This window comes from Tolypothrix campylonemoides VB511288_2 (assembly GCF_045999855.1).
Taxonomy (GTDB): Bacteria; Cyanobacteriota; Cyanobacteriia; order Cyanobacteriales; family Nostocaceae; genus Scytonema; species Scytonema bouteillei_A.
Genome location: NZ_JBFPMW010000021.1, coordinates 59961 through 83384 on the forward strand (window position 1 = coordinate 59961; position 23424 = coordinate 83384).

The following is a 23424-nucleotide window of genomic DNA, read 5'->3' on the forward strand; positions in this document are numbered from 1 at the left end:
ATCGCCAACCGTGAATTCATCAACAATCAACAGGCTTAAAGTAGCTCGCAGCCTATGAAAAAGTTACTCGTTTTAAAGCTAGATGGAGACTTAGAAAATGGCATACAAGTAACGTTAGAAATTAGTCAAGAAGAGGAACGACCCTTTCGAGAAGTCACAGGTTATTTACCAAAAGCACCAAAATTAGCTCTGGCGGTTCATAAATGGCAGTCAAACTATCGCAGTTTAGGTAACTCTAAGCGTGCAGTCAAAGCAGTCAAAGTTACCTACGTGAGTTCTATAACAAATGAAGTAGAAAAGTGCAATGACACTGCTCAAAAACTCAAAAAATCTTTAAATAATTGGTTGCTAGCCGATCCCTTTCGACCCGTGCGAGAAACTTGGATAAAATATTTATCCCCAAATGATGAAGCACGGATATTAATTCGTACATCTTGCTCCCAATTGCATCAAATACCTTGGCATTTATGGGATTTAATTGAAGATTACCCTAAAGCTGAGATGGCGTTGACTACATCAGAATATCAACAAACGACAAAAGTCAAAGCACCAACCTATAGAGACAAGGTTAAAATTTTAGCAATATTGGGAAACAGTACTGGTATTGATATTCAAAAAGACAAACTCTTTTTAAAAGAATTACCAGATACCGATACGACTTTTTTGATAGAACCTCAACGCCAAGACATTAACGAACAGTTGTGGAATCAAAACTGGGATATCCTATTTTTCGCCGGTCACAGTCAAACCGAGAACGATAGCGGTCGAATCTATATCAATAAAACAGATAGTTTAACAATAGAAGAACTCAAGTATGCATTAAGAAATGCTGTTAGTCAGGGTTTGCAACTGGCAATTTTCAATTCTTGCGATGGCTTGGGATTAGCCTATGAGTTAGAAGCACTCCACATTCCCCAAACCATTGTCATGCGGGAACCAGTACCAGATAAAGTCGCACAGACCTTTTTAAAATATTTTCTCACAGCTTTTGCTTGTGATGGCAAACCTTTATACCAAGCAGAGAAAGAAGCCAGATTAAAACTACACGGTCTTGAAGATAAATATCCCTGTGCGTCTTGGTTACCAGTCATTTTCCAAAATCCTGCGACAGCACAACCAACTTGGGACAACTTAGGGCGTCGCTTCACAAAAATCTGTCCCTATCGCGGTTTGTTTGCTTTCCGGGAAAAAGATGCCCAATTCTTCTTTGGGCGGGAAAGTTTTACTGACATCTTAGCAGATGCCGTACAATATCAGCCCTTAGTTGCTGTCATCGGTCCTAGCGGTAGCGGGAAATCTAGCGTTGTTTTTGCTGGTTTGGTAAAACGCCTGCGCGATGCTGGTAACTGGCATATTATTGACTTTCGACCAAGTTCAAGACCCTTGTTTTCTTTAGCCTCTGCAATTGTTTCTCAGACAGAACCCAACAGAGATCGCATTCATCGTCTGAACTCCATTCAAAACCTTGTCACTCACTTACAGTCATTTGAAGATGCTTTGCGGAATGTAGTGGATGATATCATTCGAGAAAATCCTCACAAGCGCTTGTTGCTCGTTGCAGACCAGTTTGAAGAACTTTACACTCTTTGCAGAGACCCACAAGAACGCAAAACTTTTTTAGATAGATTGTTGGAAGCGATCGCCTACTGCCACAATTTTACTCTTGTTATCACCTTAAGAGCTGACTTTCTCGCACAAGCACTGTCTTACCGTCCCTTAAGCGATGCATTGCAGTACGCCGACTTAAAACTAGGTCCAATGACAGACACCGAACTGCAAGACGCGGTAGAAAAACCTGCGGCGTTACTGGGAGTAACAATTGAGGAAGGACTTGTAGAACGTATTCTTTCCACAGTCAATGCAGAACCGGGGAATTTACCTTTATTAGAGTTTGCCCTCACCCAGCTTTGGGCAAAACAATTTGATGCACAATTGACACACACTGCGTACAACGAAATTGGGGGAGTAGAAGCAGCATTGGCGTGTTATGCAGAAGAAGCATACAACCAGCTAAACTTTGAAGAAAAGGAAAGGGCGCAACGGATTTTCGTGCAACTCGTGCATCCAGGGGAAGGAACAGCAGACACCCGCCGGATTGCCACACGGGTTGAAGTGGGCGAAGAAAATTGGGATTTAGTCACCCGTTTGGCATCATTTCGTTTAGTCGTTACGGGACGCGATGAGAAAGCTAGCTCAGAAACTGTAGAAATTGTCCATGAAGTCCTCATTCAGAATTGGAACCGGCTGAATTTATGGATGCAACAAGACAGGGACTTTCGTTGCTGGCAAGAACAGTTGCGAGTTACAATGCGAACTTGGGTGAGTAGCAATTTTGACGAAGAGGCGCTGTTGAGGGGAAAGCCTCTTTCTCGTGCTGAAGATTGGTACATCCAACGCTTTACGGAACTGGGCGATCGAGAGAGAAGTTTTATTAGGTACAGTCTGGAACTGCGGAAGCGAGAGAAGAACAAGCACAAGTGGAGACGGCGACTTGTTATTTTAGGACTCTCCATAGGTTTGGTGTTAGCCTTAGGTTTAGTTGGAGAATCCTGGCGCTACGAGCAGAATGCAAGCAAGAACGAAATCAAAGCTATCAATGCAACTTCGGAAGCACTGTTGACATCAAAGCAAGAATTTGATGCACTGATAGCAAGTTTGAGGGCATCAAAAAAACTCAATAACATTCCAGATTCCATAGCATTTTATTCTACGGAAAAAGCCGATATCCAAAAAGAAACCAGCACTTTATTACAAGAAGCTATATATAAAGTCAAAGAGCGCAATCGATTGTTAGGGCATGAAGATGAAGTCACAGATGTAAGTTTCAGCCCTGATGGTAAAATTATTGCCACCGCCAGTAAGGATAAAACTGTCAAATTGTGGAATTTAGATGGGACTCAAAGACAAACCCTTAGAGGACATGAAGCGCTAGTTCACGATATCAGTTTTAGCCCTGATGGTCAAACAATTGCCACTGCAAGTTGGGATGGGACTGTCAAATTGTGGAAGCCTTCGGGTCAATTTATAACGACTCTTGTGGAAAATCAAGACGCAATTTACAGTGTCAATTTTAGCCCGGATGGTAAAATTATTGCAACTGCAGATTTTATCGGAAATATTCAACTTTGGACTCTTAAAGGGAAACAGATTGCAACCTTTAAGGCGCATAAGGGAGCAGTCTACTGTGTGAAGTTTAGCCCGGATGGCAAAACAATTGCAACTGCAAGCAGCGATCGCACTGCCAAACTTTGGAATCTGGATGGAAAAGAACTTCAAACCCTAAAGGGACATAAAGATTGGGTTTGGAGTGTTAACTTTAGCCCCGATGGTCGGACAATTGCAACTGCGAGTAGCGATCGCACTGCCAAACTTTGGAATCTTGAGGGTAAAGAAATAAAAAGTTTAAACGACCATAAAGATTCAGTTACGAGTGTCAGTTTTAGCCCGGATGGCAAAACAATTGCTACAGCTAGTGCTGACAAAACCGTCATTCTCTGGAACCAAAACGGTGAAAAACTCCAAACCTTAACCGGACACAACAATTGGATCTGGCGCGTCAGTTTCAGCCCAAATGGTCATGCGATCGCGACTGCTAGTAAGGACAAAACCGTCAAATTTTGGCAGATTTTTGGTAAAGAACTCATGGTTCTTCCAGCCCACAACAAAGCAATTTACAGCATGAGTTTTAGCCCTGAAGGTCAAAAAGTTGCTACCGCCAGTGGGGACGGAACCGTTAAGATTTGGGCTCGTTCCGGTCAATTACTCACCGTCCTTAAGGGAAATGGTAGTCCGGTTACTGCGTGTGCTCTTAATCCAAACAGACAGACAATTGTAACTGCAACTGCTGGTGGTACTGTCACTCTTTGGAGCCCTCAAGGAAAGAAAATCAACACTTTCAAAGGACATGAAGATTGGATTTGGAGTGTTAATTTTAGCCCCGATGGTCAGACTTTTGCCACTGCGAGCAAAGATAAAACCATCAAGCTTTGGAGCAAAGATGGCAAATTACTGCGTATTGTAAAGGCACATGACGATACAGTCAACAGCGTCAGTTTCAGCCCTGACGGCAAAACAATCGCAACCGCCAGTTGGGACGCAACTGCCAAACTGTGGACAACAAAAGGTCAATTTATCAGAACCTTCACAGGACATCTTGATGGAGTCCACAGTATCAGTTTCAGTCACGACGGCAAAACAATCGCAACCGCCAGCGAAGATAAAACTGTCAAACTGTGGACAACAGAAGGCAAACTCCTCAAAACCCTTACCGGGCATAATGCTGGAGTGTTCCGAGTTCAGTTTAGCCCCGATGGCAAGACTATTGCTACTGCCAGTTTAGACCACACCGTTAAACTCTGGAATCTTAACGGTAAAGAATTAAAAACTTACAAAGGGCATGATGATTCCGTGTGGAGTCTGAATTTCAGCCCCGACGGTCATACCCTAGCCTCTGGTGACAACACTGGAAGACTAATTTTGTGGAATTTAGATTTAAACTCAGATGGTCTACTCGCCCGCGCCTGCGATTGGGCGCGTAATTATTTAGAGAATAACCCTAATGTCAGCGAGAGCGATCGACATCTTTGTAGTGGAATTAGTCAGAAAATAAGCGCTAATGTGCAAGGAGAGGCGGCATAATATCTGTAAGTGACAAATTAACAGACTTACAGACTAGCGAATTTACGAACTTACAGAGTAAAATTCCGACCATAGCAAACGGAAAAGGTGGTGCTGGCGAGACCACAACCGCTTGTTTGAGGATTTGAAATTTTTTATATACGGGCAAAAACGTTGCAGCCACATCCTATAAAAAGTGCATCTTTCGCTGCATAATATCTGTAAGTGACAGATTAACAAACTTACTAACTTACAGACTAACAAACTAACAAAGTAAAAATCCCGACCATAGCAAACGGAGAAGGTGGTGCTGGTGAGATCACAACCGCTTGTCTGAGGATTTGAAATTTTTTATATACGGGCAAAAACGTTGCAGCCACATCCTATAAAAAGTGCATCTTTCGCTGCATAATATCTGTAAGTGACAGATTAACAAACTTACTAACTTACAGACTGACAAACTAACAAAGTAAAAATCCCGACCATAGCAAACGGAAAAGGTGGTGGTGGCGAGACCACAACCGCTTGTTTGAGGATTTGAAATTTTTCATATACGGGCAAAAACGTTGCAGCCACATCCTATAAAAAGTGCATCTTTCGCTGCATAATATCTGTAAGTGACAGATTAACAAACTTACTAACTTACAGACTGACAAACTAACAAAGTGAAAATTCTGACCATAGCAAACGGAAAAGGTGGTGCAGGTAAGACTACAACAGCAGTCAACCTCGCCGCCATCCTCTCAAAAAAATTCAACACTCTGCTAGTAGATGCTGACCCGCAAAAATCTGCATCATGGTGGGGCGATCGCGGCGAAATGCCTTTTGAACTTTCCACCGAAACTGACCCCAAACTCCTAACCAAGCTGCGTCAAGTTCAAGGATACGACCTGATAGTCGTAGACACGCCACCAGCATTGAGGTCTGATGCTTTAAAAGCAGTGGTGCAAGCATCCGATTATTTGGTTCTTCCCACTCAACCCGCACCAATGGATTTCACAGCGCTCATTGAGACAGTGAGGTTAGCGATCGCACCCATTGGCGTCACCCACCGCGTACTGCTTACCAAAGTTGACCCCAGAAGCCTTAACGATGCGCTTGATGCTCAAAAATCCTTAATGGAATCAGGCATTCCAGTGTTCAACGCCTTTGTCCGCGCTTACAAAGCCCACGAACGCGCCCCCCTAGAAGGCGTACCCATCACCCAAGCCAAAGGCAAAAACGTCAAAGAAGCCGCATCCGATTATCACCGTGTTGCAGATGAACTCTTGCGTGAGTGGAGAGCAAATAATGACTAAGAAACGAAATCTTTCCGATTTGGTCAGAGAAGAAACTCAACGACAACCAGAAGAACCAACCCTACCACAAGCCGCCCCCCCATCACCAGTCGCATCAGTTCCAACCCAACCAGAACCAGAAACTGAAGAAAGCAATATTCCCAAGTATTTGCAACTGGTGCGTAAAGAAGCGCGACTTCGAGAAGACCAAATTGAGCAATTGACAACCCTAGCTCGGAAAATCAACCGACGCCGTAAAGGAGGGGAGAGGATAACAGAGAACACCCTCATCCGAATTGCTGTTGACCTATTGTTGAGCAAACAGCAGGAGTTAGCTGGCACTACCGAAGCCGAACTTTACCAAACGCTAGGTCTGGAAGTACCAGAGTAACAAACTTACAGAGTTCCAAGCTAACAGAGCATGAGTTAACTCATTTAACTAACATATAGGGACAAGCTTTTTTCAACCAATGAGTTAAGGCTTTGCCCCTCTTTCTTTGCTTTAGCCACAATTTTTTTGTGTAACATCGGGTCAATCCTTACCATGAATTTACCTGAGAATGGGCGATCGGGCTCCTCCCCACGTTCTCTACAAAAATCTAAATAATCTTCCACTGAATCAGCAAAAGCTTGCTTTAGTTCGTCTACGCTACGACCTTGAAAAGTAATCACGTCCCGAATATTAATGACTTCACCGTGAAAAATTTCTGCCGTTTCATCAAATTCTACAATTGCCTCATATTCTTTATACTTCATCATTTTTAATCCCCGCTTCTGTTAAAAACCGCCGCATCGACTTAACAGCACCTTTGTCAGTTTCTTTTTCAGGGTGTGGTCTGTGAAACGTAGCTCTTACATCATTAAGAGCAAATCTGACTCTTGACCCTCTTCCCTCTGATACCTCTGCACCAAGAGCAATTAGGAGAGACTCGATATCACTCCATAAAATATCGGATCTGATAGGGTTTTGAAAAAGAGCATCAAGAGTTTTTTGATGTTTACTGTTAAGTTCCATTTTTATAGTATCATTTAGTGATACTATAATGAACTAAATTGGTTACACTATGCACGTATCTTAAAGATTCAAGGTAAGGGGGGGAGAGGATAACAGAGAACACCTATCACCGAATTGCTGTTGACTGAGGTGTTGGGCAAACAGCAGGAGTTAACTGGTACTACCGAAGCCGAACTTTACCAAACGCTAGGTCTGGAAGTACCGGAATAACAAACTTACAGAGTTACAAGCTAACAGAATTACAAGCTAACAGAATTACAGATATTTTCCAGATGACGTGAAAAGTCAGAGAATTTTATAGGGTCTCTTGTGAACTACCCACACTTCCGCTTGCGCGGTAAGTGTTGTTGCTGTCCCCACTCCCGCGTCTATCTACGATAGACATAGGTCGGGGGACGCAACCTGATTACCCCAAAATTCATCTCACCGCTCACCTGAGTACAGGTAGAGCGGGAGGCTTCTTTTGGTTTTAGCTAAAGGTTTCCGCGCTGTATGGCGAACGGCTAAGACATATACCGTTTCTTCTTCATCCTGAACCAGGAAAATGATGCGGTACTTTTTTTGGTAAATTAGGTGGCGAATCTCTTGGGGAAAGTTGTCTTGCTCTAGTACTCTGGCACAACGCCGGGGAGAATCCTTTAGTGAGTGAATCCTAGTCATCAAGCCATTAAACCATCTGTTAGCCGCAACGGAGTTTCTCTCCGCTAACCAATAACACACTTCTTATATCTGCTGGCTGGCTCGTTCGGTGATGTCAACCTTGAATGCCATGTTTTTGCCGCATTCTCGCTTCAAACTCTTCTAGAGCAACGGTCTTACCCTCTTCTACATCCTGTAAGCCCTGCTCGATCGCTTTAACCGTTTCCAGGTACTCAATACGATCGAGAAGGGACTGATATGCTTGGGCGTCCTGCACTACCAGCTCTGCCTTCCCGTTAATAGTCAACACTACAGGTTCCCTTGTCTCTTTCATCTGCTCAAGAAACTTCGACGTATTCCGTTTGAAGTTGGAAAGCGAATCGATGTCTCGGCTAATATCCATACCCTACTCTTGCACTAAATATGGCGTTGGGTGTTATTTACCAGAGTGATACAATACTTTTCTTAATTTTCCCACAGACTCAGGACTGGGATTTGCTAAAGCGATACGATCGCCCATTCATCTTGACTGACTTGAGCTTGCTTCACTATTTTAGACACTTTTTGTAAGTACTTTCCAAAAGCTTTTGAAGTTCCCCACTTTCAGCAGGAGGTTGTAAAGCTTTGACCTTCTCTCGGATTTCAGTTAGTGAGAGAGAATAATCTATCGCCGTTTCCAAAATTTCTTGACGCTCAGAATCAGACTCTACTTTAGCTATTGCCAGCGCTTTAGTATATTCAATACGTCCAGTACGCAAAGCTTCTAAAATATCTTCAGGCAATTTCAACAGCGGAAGCCGGGTACGGACAAACGATTGCCAATTCATGCGCCCCAACTCAGTAAAGACTTGTTCTACTATTGACACCGACTCCTTACCTGAAACGTTTCGGGTAATTTTCCCCTTTGCTTCATTTTCCATTCTATAAAGGAAAAGCGGAACTCCTGTTAGGTCACATTCCAATCGCAGCGCCAGGAGTTGCAATATGCTTTCCGTTTCCTCCAACGGATTCAAGTCCTCACGAGTGCAAGTTTTCAACCAAAGCATACTGTACCGCCTGAGATTCAGACATCTTCCGAATAGTTGCAGGTACTTCAGTTAAACCGACATCTTTTGCCGCTCTATATCGCCGCTCACCAGCCACCAACTCATACTTATTACCCACAGGTCTTACCAACAGTGGCATTAAGATGCCATCGCGCTTGACAGACTCAAACAGCGCACGCATACCTTGTGGGTCAAAATAACGCCTCGGTTGACTGCTAGCCATGACAATCTTATTTAAAGGCACCATCTTTGCAGCAGCCAAAGAAGAATCTTGCTTCTTATCCAATGCAGGTGAGAGTGAAGCAGCTCTCTCCTGAGTATCATCTTCTTTCTTGTCCAATGGTTTAGAGAGCGTAGCCGCCAAATCTAAGGAACCTTCTTCCTTCTTTTGAGGAGCATTTTTCCGAGCAACATTTCTAGGCTTTCTTGTTGTTGCAGCCGATCGCTGGCTAGTTTGTTTGGGACTCACGTTATATCTCCTGGCGCTACTACGAGGAATGGGCATTATTCCCACTATCTAATATATAGCGTCTCTGAATGCATTTATACCACTGCACCAAGTACTTTAAGCCGCTTTCATCCGGTTGGACAGCTGCGATCGCTTGAACTTCAATAGTTTGTCAATTCCTATTTCCTTACAGGAATGCGGTTCCACAGATCGGTAAGCTCAATGGTATCGAAGAATGCAACTACCTTGACAATACGCCCGTTTTTCATGGTCATATACCAGGAATAGGTGTTGGTATAGGGTTTGCCGTCTTTGGCTGTAGCTGTTCCATCCCATAAGGCAATTACCATGTCGCCCTCGGCGTAAATGCCTCGTACATTGGGTACTATTCTGGCGCTCAATCGCTCGTTAATTGGCGCGATCGCTTCCGACAAAAATTGCTGGCGGCTGGTGTAAGTTTTGGAAATCGGACTTCTGCCTGTAATCGTCCATTCCACATCATCAGCTAGCAAATCGAAGAAACTACCAGTGTTATTTGCCCATTTGGCAAAGCCAACGCGTACTATTTCTTTATTTTGGCTCTCATTAGATTGCACAATCTTGGGAATCTCTGCAAGCTTTGGCTCGGCTTGAGCACTAGTCACAGGTGCTGCGGCGGCTACCATCAAACCAAAGCCAATTAATCCAAAGCTCATTAGTAATTTACGGTGGGGGGCGGTGGTGTATTTTTTCATAAATCCTCTTTGTTATCGAATTGACGTCAAGTCGCTGCGCTCCAATTCGTAATTCGTAATTCGTAGTTATGTTTCAACGATTACGGCGAGCGCGTTTCTAACCAGTATTCATTCTTTTTGAATTCATAGTTGGTAATTAATATAAATCCCAATTACGAATTACGAATTACGAATTATGCTGAGTCTTCCACTCCTTATCTGTAATCAGTGGATTCAGCCAGAGTCCGCCATTGTGCCGTTTCTTGCTCGACATAAGCGTTTTTCTCAGCAATTGCCCGAAGCGTGTCTGTCCCTAGAGGCAACCGCAGAGGTGGGGTATCTGCGTTGACGAGCTCGAGGAGCGCCTGGGCGAGTTTGGTGGGATCTCCCGGTTGTTGATAGTTCAATTCGGAAGCGTGGTGACGGATTTTCCCGACAGTATCCGCGTAATCAGAAATTTCTATGGCAGTGCGCTGGAGCGAACTACCATCGAGGAAATTGGTTCGGAAGTATCCCGGTTCGACAACGGTAGCATGGATTCCCAAAGGAGCTAGCTCATCGTGCAGAGCTTCGGTAATGCCTTCAACTGCAAACTTGGTTGAGCAATAGATGCCCCACCCAACAGAGGAGCGATAGCCCCCGATTGAGGATAGGTTAATAATGTGTCCTCTGCGGCGCTGACGCATATCGGGCAACACGGCACGAGTCACATTCAACAGCCCGAAGACGTTCGTGCGGTATACTCGCTCAACCTCAGTAGCACTGGTTTCTTCAATGCCTCCGAGCAAACCGAATCCTGCATTGTTGACTAACACATCGATCTGCCCAAAGCGTTCGAGTCCTGCAGCAACTGCGGCTTTCACTTGAGCCTCGTCGGTAATATCCAGACTGAGCGTCAACACATTTGGGTTTGACTCGAACTGATGCAAATCGGTTTTGTTGCGGGCGGTTGCAATTAATTGGTCACCATTTGCCAAAACGGCTAGTGCGATTTCGGCTCCAATTCCACGAGAAGCACCTGTAATGAACCATGTTCTCTGAGTCATCTGTAGATCTCCTTGCATTGAGTTAGTCACACAGCTAGATTCTTCAACCGACATCAATTCCTTTGAGCGGCACTTGCTTGAGCGTTCTTTAGGCTCCGTCTTCACCTCGATTTTGTCATCAAAGCGATTTGGATTGGCTTTTTGTGCCCCGCTCTATTGCCTTATCTTTTCATTGTCTTTTAGTATAGGTTCATCATAGGTTGAAGCAAAAGGGTTTTAAATACATAAAAGACGCAGATTATTGCCCGATCCTCTCAAGCAGTCAGATGGGGCTCAAAAGAACCCCCTCGCTCGCCGTAATCGTTTAAACTCCTTTTGCTTACTCTTTCTCAATTTCAGTAGAGCGCAAACTTTTTCCCAAAGGGCGAGTACCAATGGCAAGTCCACACCGCGTCCACTCCCAGTCCACCGCGTCCACAAAAACTTGCATATTTGGTCTCCCTATGATGCGGTAGAAGTGGCCAATTCAAACAGTTTCCTTAACTTGAAACAATATCAGCAACAAAAGTACCTGCACCAACGTGTCCCGCAAGCAATCCATCACTCACGAGCAAATCATCAGCCAGCATCACCGTATTTCTCGAAACACCCAATTGAGACGCCAGTTCGCGAGTTGGGAGTAGTTGCTCCCCTGCACGCAAACGCCCATCCAAAATTGCCGCCCGAAGCTGTCAATAAATTTGCCCGGTTAAATCGTGACGTTCAGCCAGTTTTAGATAGAACATACCGTTTTCCACTGAAATTGGACTACTCAAGTTTCTTAAAATTGGCTCTTCAATCAAACCAAAATCCGTTCTAACTTTAAATTATCAACTCTAAACCAAAGCTTGTTTTACAGGAGTCAAGTATATGAAAATTTTTATTGCAGGCGCAACTGGTGCAATTGGTCGTCCACTGGTGACGGGTTTAGTTTCTGCAGGTCATGAAGTGATTGGAATGACTCGAACAGCTCAAAAAGCTGATGTTCTTAGCGAACTGGGGGCAAAACCCGTAGTGGTTGATGCTTTTGACGCAGTCGCAGTCCGTACTGCCATGATTCAAGCTCAGCCCGAAGTGGTGATTGAGCAATTGACTTCTCTACCTCAAACCTATACCCGAGCATCAATGACTGCGGCGGCGGAACTTGATGCTCGATTGCGAAAAGAAGGCGGTGCGAATGTACAAGCGGCGGCCCAAGCGGCGGGTGTACGTCGTTATATTATCCAGTCAAGCGCCTTTTGGTATGCTCCTGGTGAGGGATTGGCGACAGAAGAAACACCATTTGCCTTTGATGCAACACCTGCGATCGCGTCCGGCACTCGTGTATATGCTGATACCGAACATCGAGTCCTGACAGCAACCAATCTTGAAGGGATCGCTCTCAGATACGGCTTCTTCTACGGACCGGGAACTTGGTTCTCAAAAGATGGAGATGTAGCCAACCAAGTCCGCCAACAGCAATACCCAATTGTGGGAGAAGGAAAAGGTGTTTGGTCTTGGGTTCATATTGAAGACGTTGCTCAAGCTACCATCGCTGCAGTTCATCAAGGTACACCCGGTATCTATAACATCAATGACGACCAACCAGTCGAACTCCGAGTGTGGCTATCTGCTTTGGCTCGTTGGCTCGGTGCTCAACCACCATCTCGAGTGACTGAAGAACAAGCAGAACTTGCTCAAGGTTCAGACGCAGTTTACTACGCCAACCATCTGCGCGGAGCATCAAACGCTAAAGCCAAACGAGAACTCAATTGGCAACCCAGACCGCTCGAATGGCTTGCAGAAGTTTCCGCTCTTTAATGTAGAGCCAATATCGGTGTAACTTCTCATATGCTGAATTTCACATTGATATTTTGTGTCACATCTGTCGGTTATCAATAATTTCTTAACCGACAGGGATAAAAAAGTTTGACCAGTACATTTGAACAACATTGGAGAACAACAATTATGAGTCAAGCAAAGAGCCCCGCAGATCCAACACCCCCAACCTTGGAAGGGAAATTAGCTCTGTTACGGAAATTCAGAGATGAATTGGGCAGTGGTGATACCATTCGTCGTCTCTTTTTTGGGGATCTCGAACCTATTGCGGTTCAACCCGGAGGAGCAAATACCGTGGTTCATCTTTATAACCACGCTAATGATGTCACCATTGCTTATTGTGCATCCTACGATGTATTCTTGGCTGCCCGTCCGGGACGAGTTACTGAATTCGATCCTGCCGAGATTAAATAAGCAACTGGGCTAATCGGATGCAAGATTTTGTGGAGTTGAGCCACTGCACGAGTTTATAGCTCGTGGATTTTGCTGACTTTTCAGTTGAGAATTGAGCGATATTCCGAATCTTTGTCGTCCATATTACCTAAATATTGGCGACAGTGTTTAGGAACAGCATCATAGGCTTGCTGCAAATATTCCTTATTTGCCTCGTTTGGCTCATGTTTATATTGTGTTAATGCCTGTCGGCAAAGCTCCCCTGTCGTTAGCTGCCCATTGAGTCGTCGGATCTCGTCTTCAATTTCTTTAACAAACTCCTGCTCTTCAACTGTTGACTTCACTTGATGGGCAGTGAAGTACAGACCAGGCAGCATCATTGAAACTCTTGCTCCTTCAGGCAGATGAGTTCTAACCCAACCGAGGCTCACCTTCTCTTTGAAACCATCAAAGTCAACCATCCCCCAGCAATCAATTTTGCCGTCTTTGTAGACTTTGATTTCGGTGACAAAATAGTGGTCTCCATTCTTGATAAAGGCTTGTAGAAATACACCAGGAATGGTTACGCCATCAACTATGCGATAGGTCGTGTTAAAAAAGGACATAATAACATTTTCCACTGAAATTGGACTACTCAAGTTTCTTAAAATTGGCTCTTCAATCAAACCAAAATCCGTTCTAACTTTAAATTATCAACTCTAAACCAAAGCTTGTTTTACAGGAGTCAAGTATATGAAAATTTTTATTGCAGGCGCAACTGGTGCAATTGGTCGTCCACTGGTGACGGGTTTAGTTTCTGCAGGTCATGAAGTGATTGGAATGACTCGAACAGCTCAAAAAGCTGATGTTCTTAGCGAACTGGGGGCAAAACCCGTAGTGGTTGATGCTTTTGACGCAGTCGCAGTCCGTACTGCCATGATTCAAGCTCAGCCCGAAGTGGTGATTGAGCAATTGACTTCTCTACCTCAAACCTATACCCGAGCATCAATGACTGCGGCGGCGGAACTTGATGCTCGATTGCGAAAAGAAGGCGGTGCGAATGTACAAGCGGCGGCCCAAGCGGCGGGTGTACGTCGTTATATTATCCAGTCAAGCGCCTTTTGGTATGCTCCTGGTGAGGGATTGGCGACAGAAGAAACACCATTTGCCTTTGATGCAACACCTGCGATCGCGTCCGGCACTCGTGTATATGCTGATACCGAACATCGAGTCCTGACAGCAACCAATCTTGAAGGGATCGCTCTCAGATACGGCTTCTTCTACGGACCGGGAACTTGGTTCTCAAAAGATGGAGATGTAGCCAACCAAGTCCGCCAACAGCAATACCCAATTGTGGGAGAAGGAAAAGGTGTTTGGTCTTGGGTTCATATTGAAGACGTTGCTCAAGCTACCATTGCCGCAGTGCATCAAGGTACATCCGGTATTTACAACATCAATGACGACCAACCAGTTGAACTCCGTGTGTGGTTATCTGCTTTGGCTCGAACGCTTGGTGCTCAACCACCTGTTCGCGTCACTGAAGAAGAAGCAGAACTCGCTCAAGGTTCAGACGCAGTTTACTACGCCAACCATCTGCGCGGAGCATCAAACGCTAAAGCCAAACGAGAACTCAATTGGCAACCCAGACCGCTCGAATGGCTTGCAGAAGTTTCCGCTCTTTAATGTAGAGCCAATATCGGTGTAACTTCTCATATGCTGAATTTCACATTGATATTTTGTGTCACATCTGTCGGTTATCAATAATTTCTTAACCGACAGGGATAAAAAAGTTTGACCAGTACATTTGAACAACATTGGAGAACAACAATTATGAGTCAAGCAAAGAGCCCCGCAGATCCAACACCCCCAACCTTGGAAGGGAAATTAGCTCTGTTACGGAAATTCAGAGATGAATTGGGCAGTGGTGATACCATTCGTCGTCTCTTTTTTGGGGATCTCGAACCTATTGCCGTTCAACCCGGAGGAGCGAATACCGTGGTTCATCTTTATAACCACGCTAATGATGTCACCATTGCCTATTGTGCATCCTACGATGTATTCTTGGCTGCCCGCCTGGGACGAGTTACTGAGTTTGACCCAGCCGAAATCAAGTAGGGAAAGATTGCAAACATCAGTCTGGAAAATTGATTGCATCACTAGTGCATGAAGGCGCAAGCCGTACTCGGCTTATCGCCCAGCCGCGCAAGCTGAAAGAGCGCTTATCGCCTCACTCATGCACTAAGGAGAGTGTCCTGTATAAAAGAAAACGAACATGAATGACTTACTAGCATTAACTATCAACGCGCACGGTGGCATAGAGCGGTGGAAGCAGTTTAAAGCAGTTTCTGCACACTTGGTGAATGGTGGGGCACTGTGGAGCATCAAAGGCAAAGCCGGAATGTTGGATGATATCCATGTAACCGTTGACCTGCACCGCCAATGGGCATCCCATACCCCCTTTGGCGCTCCCAATCAACATACTTCAATGGAAGCAGAGCGGGTGGCAATTGAAACCACAGATGGCACGGTGATTGAAGAACTCCTGAATCCGCGAGCGTCCTTTAAGGAGCATACCCAGGAAACTCCGTGGACAAACCTTCAGTTAGCTTATTTTGTTGGTTATGCGATGTGGACTTATTTAACCAGTCCGTTCACCTTCACTTTGCCCGGTTATGAAGTAGAAGAAATGGAACCCTGGCAGGAAAACGGCGAGAACTGGCGAAGACTGCAAGTTACTTTTCCCCCCTACATCGCCACCCACAGTAAAGTGCAGACCTTTTACATCGATAAGGATGGGTTAATCCGACGCCACGATTACGATGTGGAAATCAGCAAAGGCATACCTGCTGTGCATTATCTTTCCGAGCATACAGAGGTATCGGGAATTATCGTGCCCACCAAGCGTCTGGTTTACATTCGGCAGCCTGACAACTCACCGCTTAAGGAACCTCTTATCGTGTCGATCCAACTCAGCGACATCAAGTTTAATTAGTTAGACCAGTAGCCCTGCCGATCTAACACCCAACGAAAGGAAGGGAAACTGGCTCTGTTAGATTTAGACCAACGTACAGTTTTGAGTCCAATCTAACTGCTTGAGAGGATCGGGCAATAATCTGCGTCTTTTATGTATTTAAAACCCTTTTGCTTAAGCCTATGATGAACCTATAACAAAAATCCAATGAAAGGATAAGGCAATAGAACAGGGTACAACGAGCAAATCCAAATCGCTTTGATGACAAAATCGAGGTGAGGACGGAGCCAAAATCAAACTATCAAGTTATTTGAACTCAAAGTCAATTGAAAACAGGTTGGAACCATGAAAAACTTAATCGTTGGTAGTATTTCTGCATTACTCCTCTCTACAATCTCACCCCATGTCGTTCGTGCCGAACAAACAGCTTACAATCCCACTGTTTGGGGTGAAACGTCTTCCAATTTAGCACGCATTTCACCCGTTGGTTTGGTTCACTCAGCTTATCGCGGTCAATTACAAAGTCAAGGTATTCCCAGTTACAACGATTTTCAAACTGCTTATCAATCAAAACTTTTTAGCGCTGTTGATATTGTGCGTAGTGCTGTTAAATCAAATTTGCTACCTCAACAAGCTCTTGCTGATTCTGGATATATCAATGCTGTTGCACAGCAATTAGATTTTTTCGGAAATAAGTAGTCACTTGAATTAGGTAATAAGTAAAACAATAGGCACATCAAAGTTTTGTACCAAGACCGCTTAAATACTCACTTCTCTTGTATGAGGCAACACACCAGTTGCGATCGCCTTAGCTTGATTAAAGATATAGTTGCGCTCGTACACCTAATTAAGAAAGAGTAGGAGCACGGTCTACTCTTTTAAGTTAGTTTTTATAAATCTAGCCAATGATTGATGCTTAAGGGGTAAGACATCAATCTCTTAAAGTCTACCTTAAGCAAGGGCAAGAAACGTGCTTTTTCAAGTCTTGTTTTATCTATTATTTCCATAGAAATGTAGACTTAAGTGTAAGCTTAATGTGAGGTTAGTGTAGACTTAAAATCCTTATTTATCAAGGCTTATGTAGGCTGTGTCAACCTAAGCCTACATGCGTTTTTTTCCTTTTTTAAAAGTTAAACAACAGAAATACTTTTAAATTGCCAAATGCCGCCCGAGCTTAACACTCTGTTTATGAAACTCCAGAGATTATTTATGCATTCTTCACTCTGTAATTTGAATTCACCGTTAAAATATGCGTATATACAGACAATAACTAAATGAATCTTTATAACTCAAATAAAACGCCTCCAGAAATCACGCGCTAGAGGTGTTTTAGTTTTATAAGCGATCGCCCTTGGCGCAAGCCGTACCCGGCTTATCGCACTCCCACGCTCATGTAACAAATTATTAAACATTGTAACCTTCTAGCTGGAATATACATCATATTACTTATTTTGTCAAGGGAGCGATAGCTTCGCTGCTGCCGAAGGCAGATCGCTTAAAACAATATCAGCAACGAAAGTCCCTGCACCAACGTGTCCCTCAAGCAATCCATCACTCATGAGCAAATCATAAGCCTGCATCACCGTATTTCTCGAAACACACAATTGAGACGCCAGTTCGCGAGTTGGTAGTAGTTGCTCGCCCTTCTGCAAACGCCCATCCAAAATCGCCGCCCGAAGCTGTCGGTAAATTTGCCCGGTTAAATCGTGACGTTCAGCCAGTGTTAGATGGAACTCCATACCGTTTCCCACTGAAATTGGACTACTCAAATTTATGATAATTGGATCTTCAGTCCAACCAAAATCCGCTCTAACTTTAAATTATCAACTCTAAACCAATGCTTGTTTTACAGGAGTCAAGATATGAAAATTGTTATAGTTGGCGGCAGTGGGCGGCTCGGTAAAAAACTGGTAAAAAGTCTTCGCTCGCGCGGATATGAGGCAGTAGCAGCATCCCCTTCATCGGGTGTCAATGCCGTTACAGGTGAGGGACTGTCTGAAGTGCTGGTGGATGCCAAGGTTGTCGTCGATGCAACAAGCTCACCATCTTTTGAAGATAAGGCGGTGTTGGAGTTCTTTCTTCAGTCATCCCGGAATCTGCTGGCGGCTGAGGCAGAAGCTGGTGTAAGCCATCACGTTGTTGTGTCGATCGCGGGTGTCGATCGCATTCCCGATAGCGGCTATATGCGGGCGAAAGTCGCTCAGGAAAAGCTCATCCAGTCCGCAGAGATCCCCTACACGATTCTCCGTGCTACCCAGTTCTTTGAGTTCGTAGAAACAATCGCCGCCCAATTTCCCACTGATGGGCAAACAGTGAGCGTGCCCTCTGCCTTTATCCAGCCCATCCTAACAGATGACGTTGCAGATGCGCTGATCGATATTACACTGGGAGTGCCCATAAACGGCATCATCGAACTGGGTGGTCCGGAGCGGTTCCATTTTAACGAACTCATTCAACAATTCTTGAATGCAAACCAGGATGCACGTCAGGTCATCGTGGACAGCAATGCTCGTTACTTCGGAGCCAAGTTGAGCGATCGCTCTCTGATTCCAGAAGACAATTCCCGCATCGGTTCAACCCGTTTCCAGGACTGGCTCAACCGCTAATTTGCTTAAAGGTCCCGAATGAAAATTTTCTCATCAACGTTTCATTTTCAATTCACACAAATGTTAAATACTTAAAAAATAAACGCTTAAGCTCCTGCTTGAGAGGATCGGGCAATAATCTGCGTCTTTTATGTATTTAAAACCCTTCTGCTGAAGCCTATGATGAACCTATAACAAACATCCAATGAACGGATAAGGCAATAGAACAGGGCACAACAAGCAAATCCAAATCGCTTTGATTGACAAAATCGAGGTGAGGACGGAGCCAAAATCAAACTATCAAGTTATTTGAACTCAAAGTCAATTGAAAACAGGTTGGAACCATGAAAAACTTAATCGTTGGTAGTATTTCTGCATTACTCCTCTCGACAATCTCACCCCATATTGTTCGCGCCGAACAAACAGCTTACAATCCCACTGTTGTTGATAAAACGTCCTCCATTTTAGCACGTATTTCACCCGTTGGTTTGGTGAACTCAGCTTATCGGGGTCAATTACAAAGCCAAGGTATTCCCAGTTACAACGATCTGAAAACTGCTTATCAATCAAAGCAAATTACCGCTGTTGATATTGTGCGTAGTGCTGTCAAATCAAATTTGCTACCTCAACAAGCTCTTGCTGATTCTGAATATATCAACGCTGTTGCACAGCAGTTAGATTTTTTCGGAAATAAGTAGTCTCTTGAATTTTGTAATAATAGGCACATCAAAGTTTGGTACCAAGGCAGCTTAAATACTCACTTCTCTTGTATGAGGCAACATACCAGTTGCGATCGTACTTCTGCCTTCGTTTTAAGTTTCAAACGCGATCGCCAGTAAGATTTATTGATAAAATTTACAGTAATTAAAGGTGGAAGCCTTTAATTACTGTGACAAAACAGAGTTATCCAACAAAGCCGCACAAACAATAAATTCCTCCAGTGCAGATATGGCATAAAACTTGGTAAGAACAAAGAGGACAAGTTTGCGAGACATTCATCGTCAAACTTCAGCAAAAAACTTGGGCTTGAGTAGAGTTATTGATGCCTTCACAGCAGAGTCCAAGAATGTCGCAACCTGCTGTTGTTGGGTTTGGGCATTGACATTCTCAGTGTATTGAGAAGCTCGCAGAGAAGCAAAGATCGTTTCATCAAGAGTAAGGTGTGATAGTTGGCACTGTGCCTGTCAATGCCCAGTTGCCGACCTACAAACCTACAAACTTTGGACAACAGGAGGAGATTATACCGATCCTGGTATGGATTATTATGAGCAAAAGCCAGTCTCTCAACTGGATTTGTCTCCTTTTCCTGCATCCTCTTGACAAATGTGCCATTTTCTTAACCTGTCACGAATGGGAATTTCTTATTAAGGCTCAAGTATTTGTCGTCACTTAGTTAACTGTCCAGCTATCCCAGCACCCCTGCACAAGTTTTGACAGATGTGGCGAGAAATCCGGAATAAGTGTCGCGATCGCTCAACCGCACTGAGTAAAAGGGAACTCCAAACAGATCCTTCCGTCCTGTTTAGAGTTGCCTTCTTGTTGAAATTGTTAACGAGTTTCCTTTCTGCTCCCCGCAACAAGGTCATGCCTTTCCCTGGTAAAAACCTCCTCCATGTAACGGTCAGCGGCGGTGGCTGCCTCTTCTGGACTGCTGCCATTCTGACGCGCACTCAAATAAGGCGCGTACCAGTCCCACCAGTGGTGTTCGGCGTGAGTCTTCTCGTAGCGATCGTGGTGCTCTGCCGTCTCGCGGAGAAGGTTTGCAAGGGTTGCAATGTCCTTGTCTGGTACTTGCGTAGAGTCCCACAGGCGACCGGGAAGCCGCGTTGTGATTTCCTGGAGCAGCCAGACGTTCCCGTCCGGATCTTCAAACGAGGCAAATGAGAAGTAGGAACGACCTTGCGGATCGCGTCCGCTGACGCGCGGGTTCTCCACAGCATTATTAAAGGGACCGGCGGCGTAGTGGAAAATCTCGCTCACGTTGACACCGCGAGCGATCGAGTTGGCGCGGACGGTATCAAGGTCGTCCACGGCAAGAACCAGGTTGTGCGCCCGGTCAGAATTGTCTGGAGTAACTCCCTTGCCGAATATTATCGAGGCTTCCGAGTTGGGAGGCGTCATCTGCACGCCACGGAAGTTGCCCTCCACCACATCAATATCGAACCGCCAGCCAAGATTCTGGTAGAATGCTTTCGCACGGTCAACATCGGAAACGTTAAATAACACAACTTCGAGTTTCATGTTTGGACTGTTTGCTTGATTGCTACTCATCTTGTTCTCCTTTTGGTTGGTAAGTTTGATGTTTTGATTGGTTAGTTTTCATTCTTCTGCGATCGCTCAATTTAAACCACTCAAGTTCTTTAAGTTAAAATGCAATTTATTAGACCTCATAAAACAAGCATTGGTTTAGAGTTGATAATTTAAAGTTAGAGCGGATTTTGGTTTGACTGAAGATCCAATTTTTATAAACTTGAGCAGTCCAATTCCAGTGGGAATTCGTCTTATTGATAAAAATATGTGTACGAGCCAAGGTGTTGAATCTGGATGTCGATTGCTTTAATGGTCAATTGCCCCTAACGCTTTCAGGGTCGATTTTTGAGCTACGGTCAACCCGGTTGTGCCATGAATATTCATGCCTTCATACAGGCGATCGACTGTTAGTGTTTCAATACAACGTCCTGTCTGCACGTCCCAGAGCTTGATGGTGCGATCGCGAAGCGCAAGCCGTACTCGGCTTATCGCATGACAGCGCAAGCCGTACTCGGCTTATCGCGAAGCGCAAGCCGTACTCGGCTTATCGCATGAAGGCGCAAGCCGTACTCGGCTTATCGCATGACAGCGCAAGCTGAAAGAGCGCTTATCGCATGACAGCGCAAGCCGTACTCGGCTTATCGCGAAGCGCAAGCTGAAAGAGCGCTTATCGCGAAGCGCAAGCCGTACTCGGCTTATCGCATGAAGGCGCAAGCCGTACTCGGCTTATCGCGAAGCGCAAGCTGAAAGAGCGCTTATCGTCACTCCCGCTGAATAAAATTTGACCGTCAGAGTTAAAGATGACTGACCGAACCCAACCGTTATGTTCATCCAGAATGTGGAGGCAATGCCCCGTTTGTAGATCCCACAAACGAACCGTTTGGTCATCACCTCCACTTGCCAAGATTCCACCATTGGGACTGTTGGCGGAATCTGTGCTTGGAGCACAGGCAACCGTCCAGATGGCTCCTATATGCCCCTGCAAAACCTTCAGACATTCTCCAGTTTGCACATCCCATACTCGAATAGTTTGGTCATGACTGCCGCTTGCCAATCCTCAATAATCGCCGCCCGAAGCTGTCGGTAAATTTGCCCGGTTAAATCGTGACGCTCAGCCAGTGTTAGATGGAACTCCATACCTTTTCCCACTGAAATTGGACTACTCAAATTTATGATAATTGGATCTTCAGTCCAACCAAAATCCGCTCTAACTTTAAATTATCAACTCTAAACCAATGCTTGTTTTACAGGAGTCAAGATATGAAAATTGTTATAGTTGGCGGCAGTGGGCGGCTCGGTAAAAAACTGGTAAAAAGTCTTCGCTCGCGCGGATATGAGGCAGTAGCAGCATCCCCTTCATCGGGTGTCAATGCCGTTACAGGTGAGGGACTGTCTGAAGTGCTGGTGGATGCCAAGGTTGTCGTCGATGCAACAAGCTCACCATCTTTTGAAGATAAGGCGGTGTTGGAGTTCTTTCTTCAGTCATCCCGGAATCTGCTGGCGGCTGAGGCAGAAGCTGGTGTAAGCCATCACGTTGTTGTGTCGATCGCGGGTGTCGATCGCATTCCCGATAGCGGCTATATGCGGGCGAAAGTCGCTCAGGAAAAGCTCATCCAGTCCGCAGAGATCCCCTACACGATTCTCCGTGCTACCCAGTTCTTCGAGTTCGTAGAAACAATCGCCGCCCAATTTCCCACTGATGGGCAAACGGTGAGCGTGCCCTCTGCCTTTATCCAGCCCATCGAGGCAGATGACGTTGCAGATGCGCTGGTCGATATTACACTGGGAGCGCCAGTAAACGGCATCATCGAACTGGGTGGTCCGGAGCGGTTCCGTTTCGACGAACTCATTCAACAATTCTTGAATGCAAACCAGGATGCACGTCGGGTTATCGCGGACAGCGATGCTCGTTACTTCGGAGCCAAGTTGAGCGATCGCTCTCTGATTCCAGAAGACAACTCCCGCATCGGTTCAACCCGTTTCCAGGACTGGCTCAACCGCTAATTCGCTTAAAGAGCGCGAATGATTATTCAATATCAGACCCATTTGTATCCACGAATTTGTATTCATGAAAGGAGAACAAAAATGTTCACTCTTATTTTCTCGCGAATTGCATTCATGACTCTCTCCATATTCACAGCGATCTCCATATTTGCAACTCTCCCCGTATTTGCAGCTTCAGCTAACGACCTGTTTAATGATACATCTAAAGTAACGCAGGTCTTCAATCGCGCCCTTCCCAATGTGCCTGGAAAGAGTGTAAAAGGTCTAGTGGTTGAATATCCGCCTGGAGGCTCGACACCCGCACATACCCATGCAGCCTCGGCTTTCATCTATGCAACAGTCCTGGAGGGTGCAATTCGTAGCAAAGTCAACTCAGAGCCGGAGCAGGTGTATCACGCGGGCGAAAACTTTGTTGAACTCCCTGGCGATCGTCATGTAAAGAGCGCAAATGCCAGTGATACTCAAAAAGCACGCCTGCTAGCCGTCTTTATCGTCGATACCGATGAAGAGAACCTAACCGTTACTAGCCCCAAGTAAAGAACAATTAAATCGCGTTTTAACTCAACGAACTTGAGTGGTCTAAATTGAGCGCGAGCGGAAGAATGAAGTTAATCTCGGTGGGCTGCAAGTTCACCGATCTCAAA

27 protein-coding genes and 1 pseudogene are annotated in these 23424 nt (G+C 45.1%); 13 read left to right on the forward strand and 15 right to left on the reverse strand.

All coding sequences use genetic code 11. The features are described from left to right. Positions 1 to 54 precede the first annotated feature (54 nt). From AB0756_RS37920 to AB0756_RS37930, 3 genes are all read left to right on the forward strand, one after another. Positions 55 to 4638: an nSTAND1 domain-containing NTPase gene (locus AB0756_RS37920; protein WP_038091175.1), complete on the forward strand. Its 4584-nt coding sequence runs from the start codon at positions 55 to 57 to the stop codon at positions 4636 to 4638. Between the two features lie 644 nt (positions 4639 to 5282). Further along, on the forward strand, positions 5283 to 5915 hold the full coding sequence (locus AB0756_RS37925; protein WP_038091182.1) for a ParA family protein: 633 nt from the start codon (positions 5283 to 5285) through the stop codon (positions 5913 to 5915). Next, on the forward strand, positions 5908 to 6285 hold the full coding sequence (locus AB0756_RS37930; RefSeq protein WP_408019964.1) for a hypothetical protein: 378 nt from the start codon (positions 5908 to 5910) through the stop codon (positions 6283 to 6285). Before AB0756_RS37925 ends, AB0756_RS37930 begins: the two co-directional genes overlap by 8 nt. Positions 6286 to 6329: 44 nt before the next feature. Here AB0756_RS37930 and AB0756_RS37935 read toward each other — a convergent pair whose 3' ends face one another. The 9 genes and pseudogenes from AB0756_RS37935 to AB0756_RS37975 form a co-directional block, all read right to left on the reverse strand. After that, positions 6330 to 6653, reverse strand: a complete 324-nt coding sequence (locus tag AB0756_RS37935) for a type II toxin-antitoxin system HicB family antitoxin (RefSeq protein ID WP_408019963.1) — start codon at positions 6651 to 6653, stop codon at positions 6330 to 6332. After that, the gene (locus AB0756_RS37940; protein WP_038091186.1) at positions 6640 to 6909 is read right to left on the reverse strand and encodes a type II toxin-antitoxin system HicA family toxin; all 270 of its coding nucleotides are present in this window, start codon (positions 6907 to 6909) and stop codon (positions 6640 to 6642) included. Before AB0756_RS37940 ends, AB0756_RS37935 begins: the two co-directional genes overlap by 14 nt. A gap of 423 nt (positions 6910 to 7332) precedes the next feature. Beyond that, a complete protein-coding gene (locus AB0756_RS37945; protein WP_050045400.1) occupies positions 7333 to 7629 on the reverse strand; it encodes a type II toxin-antitoxin system RelE/ParE family toxin in 297 nt (98 codons plus the stop codon). Positions 7630 to 7663: 34 nt separating this feature from the next. Continuing rightward, positions 7664 to 7951 carry a type II toxin-antitoxin system Phd/YefM family antitoxin gene (locus AB0756_RS37950; RefSeq protein WP_038091188.1) on the reverse strand — a complete coding sequence of 96 codons (288 nt, stop codon included), beginning with the start codon at positions 7949 to 7951 and terminating at the stop codon, positions 7664 to 7666. Positions 7952 to 8096: 145 nt separating this feature from the next. Then, positions 8097 to 8594, reverse strand: coding sequence for a ParB/RepB/Spo0J family partition protein (locus AB0756_RS37955; RefSeq protein WP_408019962.1), 498 nt, complete (start codon positions 8592 to 8594; stop codon positions 8097 to 8099). Further along, positions 8566 to 9063, reverse strand: a complete 498-nt coding sequence (locus tag AB0756_RS37960; RefSeq protein ID WP_408019961.1) for a ParB N-terminal domain-containing protein — start codon at positions 9061 to 9063, stop codon at positions 8566 to 8568. The genes AB0756_RS37955 and AB0756_RS37960 overlap by 29 nt, the downstream gene beginning before the upstream one ends. Before the next feature lie 158 nt (positions 9064 to 9221). Beyond that, complete coding sequence (locus AB0756_RS37965; RefSeq protein ID WP_082051632.1) at positions 9222 to 9776, reverse strand: nuclear transport factor 2 family protein; 555 nt, start codon at positions 9774 to 9776, stop codon at positions 9222 to 9224. A 194-nt stretch (positions 9777 to 9970) separates the two neighbouring features. Continuing rightward, a complete protein-coding gene (locus tag AB0756_RS37970; RefSeq protein WP_408019960.1) occupies positions 9971 to 10801 on the reverse strand; it encodes an oxidoreductase in 831 nt (276 codons plus the stop codon). Positions 10802 to 11280: 479 nt separating this feature from the next. After that, positions 11281 to 11460: pseudogene (locus tag AB0756_RS37975) on the reverse strand (GntR family transcriptional regulator); the annotation flags it as partial. Positions 11461 to 11650: 190 nt separating this feature from the next. Between AB0756_RS37975 and AB0756_RS37980 the strand changes: the two are divergent. Then, positions 11651 to 12580, forward strand: coding sequence for an NAD-dependent epimerase/dehydratase family protein (locus tag AB0756_RS37980; RefSeq protein ID WP_038091192.1), 930 nt, complete (start codon positions 11651 to 11653; stop codon positions 12578 to 12580). 147 nt (positions 12581 to 12727) lie between these two features. Continuing rightward, the gene (locus AB0756_RS37985; protein ID WP_038077306.1) at positions 12728 to 13012 is read left to right on the forward strand and encodes a hypothetical protein; all 285 of its coding nucleotides are present in this window, start codon (positions 12728 to 12730) and stop codon (positions 13010 to 13012) included. 80 nt (positions 13013 to 13092) lie between these two features. Here AB0756_RS37985 and AB0756_RS37990 read toward each other — a convergent pair whose 3' ends face one another. Further along, positions 13093 to 13656 carry a DUF7638 domain-containing protein gene (locus AB0756_RS37990; protein ID WP_408019959.1) on the reverse strand — a complete coding sequence of 188 codons (564 nt, stop codon included), beginning with the start codon at positions 13654 to 13656 and terminating at the stop codon, positions 13093 to 13095. 67 nt (positions 13657 to 13723) lie between these two features. On the opposite strand from AB0756_RS37990, the gene AB0756_RS37995 reads away from it, so the two are divergent. The 4 genes from AB0756_RS37995 to AB0756_RS38010 all read left to right on the forward strand — a co-directional run bounded on the left by AB0756_RS37995 (position 13724) and on the right by AB0756_RS38010 (position 16640). After that, positions 13724 to 14653 (forward strand): NAD-dependent epimerase/dehydratase family protein, encoded by a 930-nt coding sequence (locus AB0756_RS37995; protein WP_408019958.1) that lies wholly within the window; start codon positions 13724 to 13726, stop codon positions 14651 to 14653. A 147-nt stretch (positions 14654 to 14800) separates the two neighbouring features. Beyond that, positions 14801 to 15085, forward strand: coding sequence for a hypothetical protein (locus AB0756_RS38000; RefSeq protein WP_038091199.1), 285 nt, complete (start codon positions 14801 to 14803; stop codon positions 15083 to 15085). Between the two features lie 157 nt (positions 15086 to 15242). Next, on the forward strand, positions 15243 to 15962 hold the full coding sequence (locus AB0756_RS38005) for a hypothetical protein (RefSeq protein WP_038091201.1): 720 nt from the start codon (positions 15243 to 15245) through the stop codon (positions 15960 to 15962). Between the two features lie 324 nt (positions 15963 to 16286). After that, a complete protein-coding gene (locus AB0756_RS38010; protein ID WP_408019957.1) occupies positions 16287 to 16640 on the forward strand; it encodes a hypothetical protein in 354 nt (117 codons plus the stop codon). 755 nt (positions 16641 to 17395) lie between these two features. Here AB0756_RS38010 and AB0756_RS38015 read toward each other — a convergent pair. After that, entirely contained in the window at positions 17396 to 17680 is a 285-nt protein-coding gene (locus AB0756_RS38015; protein WP_038091202.1) for a GntR family transcriptional regulator, read from the reverse strand. A 123-nt stretch (positions 17681 to 17803) separates the two neighbouring features. On the opposite strand from AB0756_RS38015, the gene AB0756_RS38020 reads away from it, so the two are divergent. Together AB0756_RS38020 and AB0756_RS38025 are read left to right on the forward strand one after the other, a co-directional pair. Beyond that, the gene (locus AB0756_RS38020; protein ID WP_038124365.1) at positions 17804 to 18547 is read left to right on the forward strand and encodes an SDR family oxidoreductase; all 744 of its coding nucleotides are present in this window, start codon (positions 17804 to 17806) and stop codon (positions 18545 to 18547) included. Positions 18548 to 18870: 323 nt separating this feature from the next. After that, on the forward strand, positions 18871 to 19224 hold the full coding sequence (locus AB0756_RS38025; RefSeq protein ID WP_408019955.1) for a hypothetical protein: 354 nt from the start codon (positions 18871 to 18873) through the stop codon (positions 19222 to 19224). A gap of 850 nt (positions 19225 to 20074) precedes the next feature. On the opposite strand, the gene AB0756_RS38030 is transcribed toward AB0756_RS38025, so the two are convergent. The 4 genes from AB0756_RS38030 to AB0756_RS38045 form a co-directional block, all read right to left on the reverse strand. Further along, positions 20075 to 20797 carry a glyoxalase/bleomycin resistance/extradiol dioxygenase family protein gene (locus tag AB0756_RS38030; protein WP_050045381.1) on the reverse strand — a complete coding sequence of 241 codons (723 nt, stop codon included), beginning with the start codon at positions 20795 to 20797 and terminating at the stop codon, positions 20075 to 20077. A gap of 285 nt (positions 20798 to 21082) precedes the next feature. Continuing rightward, positions 21083 to 21280 carry a WD40 repeat domain-containing protein gene (locus AB0756_RS38035; protein WP_137986167.1) on the reverse strand — a complete coding sequence of 66 codons (198 nt, stop codon included), beginning with the start codon at positions 21278 to 21280 and terminating at the stop codon, positions 21083 to 21085. A 163-nt stretch (positions 21281 to 21443) separates the two neighbouring features. After that, positions 21444 to 21830 carry a WD40 repeat domain-containing protein gene (locus AB0756_RS38040; protein ID WP_408019954.1) on the reverse strand — a complete coding sequence of 129 codons (387 nt, stop codon included), beginning with the start codon at positions 21828 to 21830 and terminating at the stop codon, positions 21444 to 21446. Beyond that, positions 21767 to 21913 carry a hypothetical protein gene (locus AB0756_RS38045; protein WP_408104048.1) on the reverse strand — a complete coding sequence of 49 codons (147 nt, stop codon included), beginning with the start codon at positions 21911 to 21913 and terminating at the stop codon, positions 21767 to 21769. Before AB0756_RS38045 ends, AB0756_RS38040 begins: the two co-directional genes overlap by 64 nt. A 123-nt stretch (positions 21914 to 22036) precedes the next feature. On the opposite strand from AB0756_RS38045, the gene AB0756_RS38050 reads away from it, so the two are divergent. Beyond that, entirely contained in the window at positions 22037 to 22780 is a 744-nt protein-coding gene (locus AB0756_RS38050; protein ID WP_038091234.1) for an SDR family oxidoreductase, read from the forward strand. Between the two features lie 81 nt (positions 22781 to 22861). Beyond that, complete coding sequence (locus AB0756_RS38055; RefSeq protein WP_038091237.1) at positions 22862 to 23317, forward strand: cupin domain-containing protein; 456 nt, start codon at positions 22862 to 22864, stop codon at positions 23315 to 23317. The last annotated feature ends 107 nt before the right edge of the window (positions 23318 to 23424 follow it).

What these genes read in the sequence shown, in the direction of transcription:
- AB0756_RS38030 (WP_050045381.1), bottom strand. Translation starts at nt 20,797, where the DNA reads ATGAGTAGCAATCAAGCAAACAGTCCAAACATGAAACTCGAAGTTGTG.
- AB0756_RS38020 (WP_038124365.1), top strand. Translation starts at nt 17,804, where the DNA reads ATGAAAATTGTTATAGTTGGCGGCAGTGGGCGGCTCGGTAAAAAACTG.
- AB0756_RS37995 (WP_408019958.1), top strand. Translation starts at nt 13,724, where the DNA reads ATGAAAATTTTTATTGCAGGCGCAACTGGTGCAATTGGTCGTCCACTG.
- AB0756_RS38000 (WP_038091199.1), top strand. Translation starts at nt 14,801, where the DNA reads ATGAGTCAAGCAAAGAGCCCCGCAGATCCAACACCCCCAACCTTGGAA.
- AB0756_RS37970 (WP_408019960.1), bottom strand. Translation starts at nt 10,801, where the DNA reads ATGACTCAGAGAACATGGTTCATTACAGGTGCTTCTCGTGGAATTGGA.
- AB0756_RS38005 (WP_038091201.1), top strand. Translation starts at nt 15,243, where the DNA reads ATGAATGACTTACTAGCATTAACTATCAACGCGCACGGTGGCATAGAG.
- AB0756_RS37930 (WP_408019964.1), top strand. Translation starts at nt 5,908, where the DNA reads ATGACTAAGAAACGAAATCTTTCCGATTTGGTCAGAGAAGAAACTCAA.
- AB0756_RS37955 (WP_408019962.1), bottom strand. Translation starts at nt 8,594, where the DNA reads ATGCTTTGGTTGAAAACTTGCACTCGTGAGGACTTGAATCCGTTGGAG.
- AB0756_RS38025 (WP_408019955.1), top strand. Translation starts at nt 18,871, where the DNA reads ATGAAAAACTTAATCGTTGGTAGTATTTCTGCATTACTCCTCTCGACA.
- AB0756_RS37980 (WP_038091192.1), top strand. Translation starts at nt 11,651, where the DNA reads ATGAAAATTTTTATTGCAGGCGCAACTGGTGCAATTGGTCGTCCACTG.
- AB0756_RS37965 (WP_082051632.1), bottom strand. Translation starts at nt 9,776, where the DNA reads ATGAAAAAATACACCACCGCCCCCCACCGTAAATTACTAATGAGCTTT.
- AB0756_RS38045 (WP_408104048.1), bottom strand. Translation starts at nt 21,913, where the DNA reads ATGGAGTTCCATCTAACACTGGCTGAGCGTCACGATTTAACCGGGCAA.
- AB0756_RS37985 (WP_038077306.1), top strand. Translation starts at nt 12,728, where the DNA reads ATGAGTCAAGCAAAGAGCCCCGCAGATCCAACACCCCCAACCTTGGAA.
- AB0756_RS37940 (WP_038091186.1), bottom strand. Translation starts at nt 6,909, where the DNA reads ATGGAACTTAACAGTAAACATCAAAAAACTCTTGATGCTCTTTTTCAA.
- AB0756_RS37935 (WP_408019963.1), bottom strand. Translation starts at nt 6,653, where the DNA reads ATGATGAAGTATAAAGAATATGAGGCAATTGTAGAATTTGATGAAACG.
- AB0756_RS38050 (WP_038091234.1), top strand. Translation starts at nt 22,037, where the DNA reads ATGAAAATTGTTATAGTTGGCGGCAGTGGGCGGCTCGGTAAAAAACTG.
- AB0756_RS37950 (WP_038091188.1), bottom strand. Translation starts at nt 7,951, where the DNA reads ATGGATATTAGCCGAGACATCGATTCGCTTTCCAACTTCAAACGGAAT.
- AB0756_RS38055 (WP_038091237.1), top strand. Translation starts at nt 22,862, where the DNA reads ATGTTCACTCTTATTTTCTCGCGAATTGCATTCATGACTCTCTCCATA.
- AB0756_RS38010 (WP_408019957.1), top strand. Translation starts at nt 16,287, where the DNA reads ATGAAAAACTTAATCGTTGGTAGTATTTCTGCATTACTCCTCTCTACA.
- AB0756_RS37920 (WP_038091175.1), top strand. Translation starts at nt 55, where the DNA reads ATGAAAAAGTTACTCGTTTTAAAGCTAGATGGAGACTTAGAAAATGGC.
- AB0756_RS38015 (WP_038091202.1), bottom strand. Translation starts at nt 17,680, where the DNA reads ATGGAGTTCCATCTAACACTGGCTGAACGTCACGATTTAACCGGGCAA.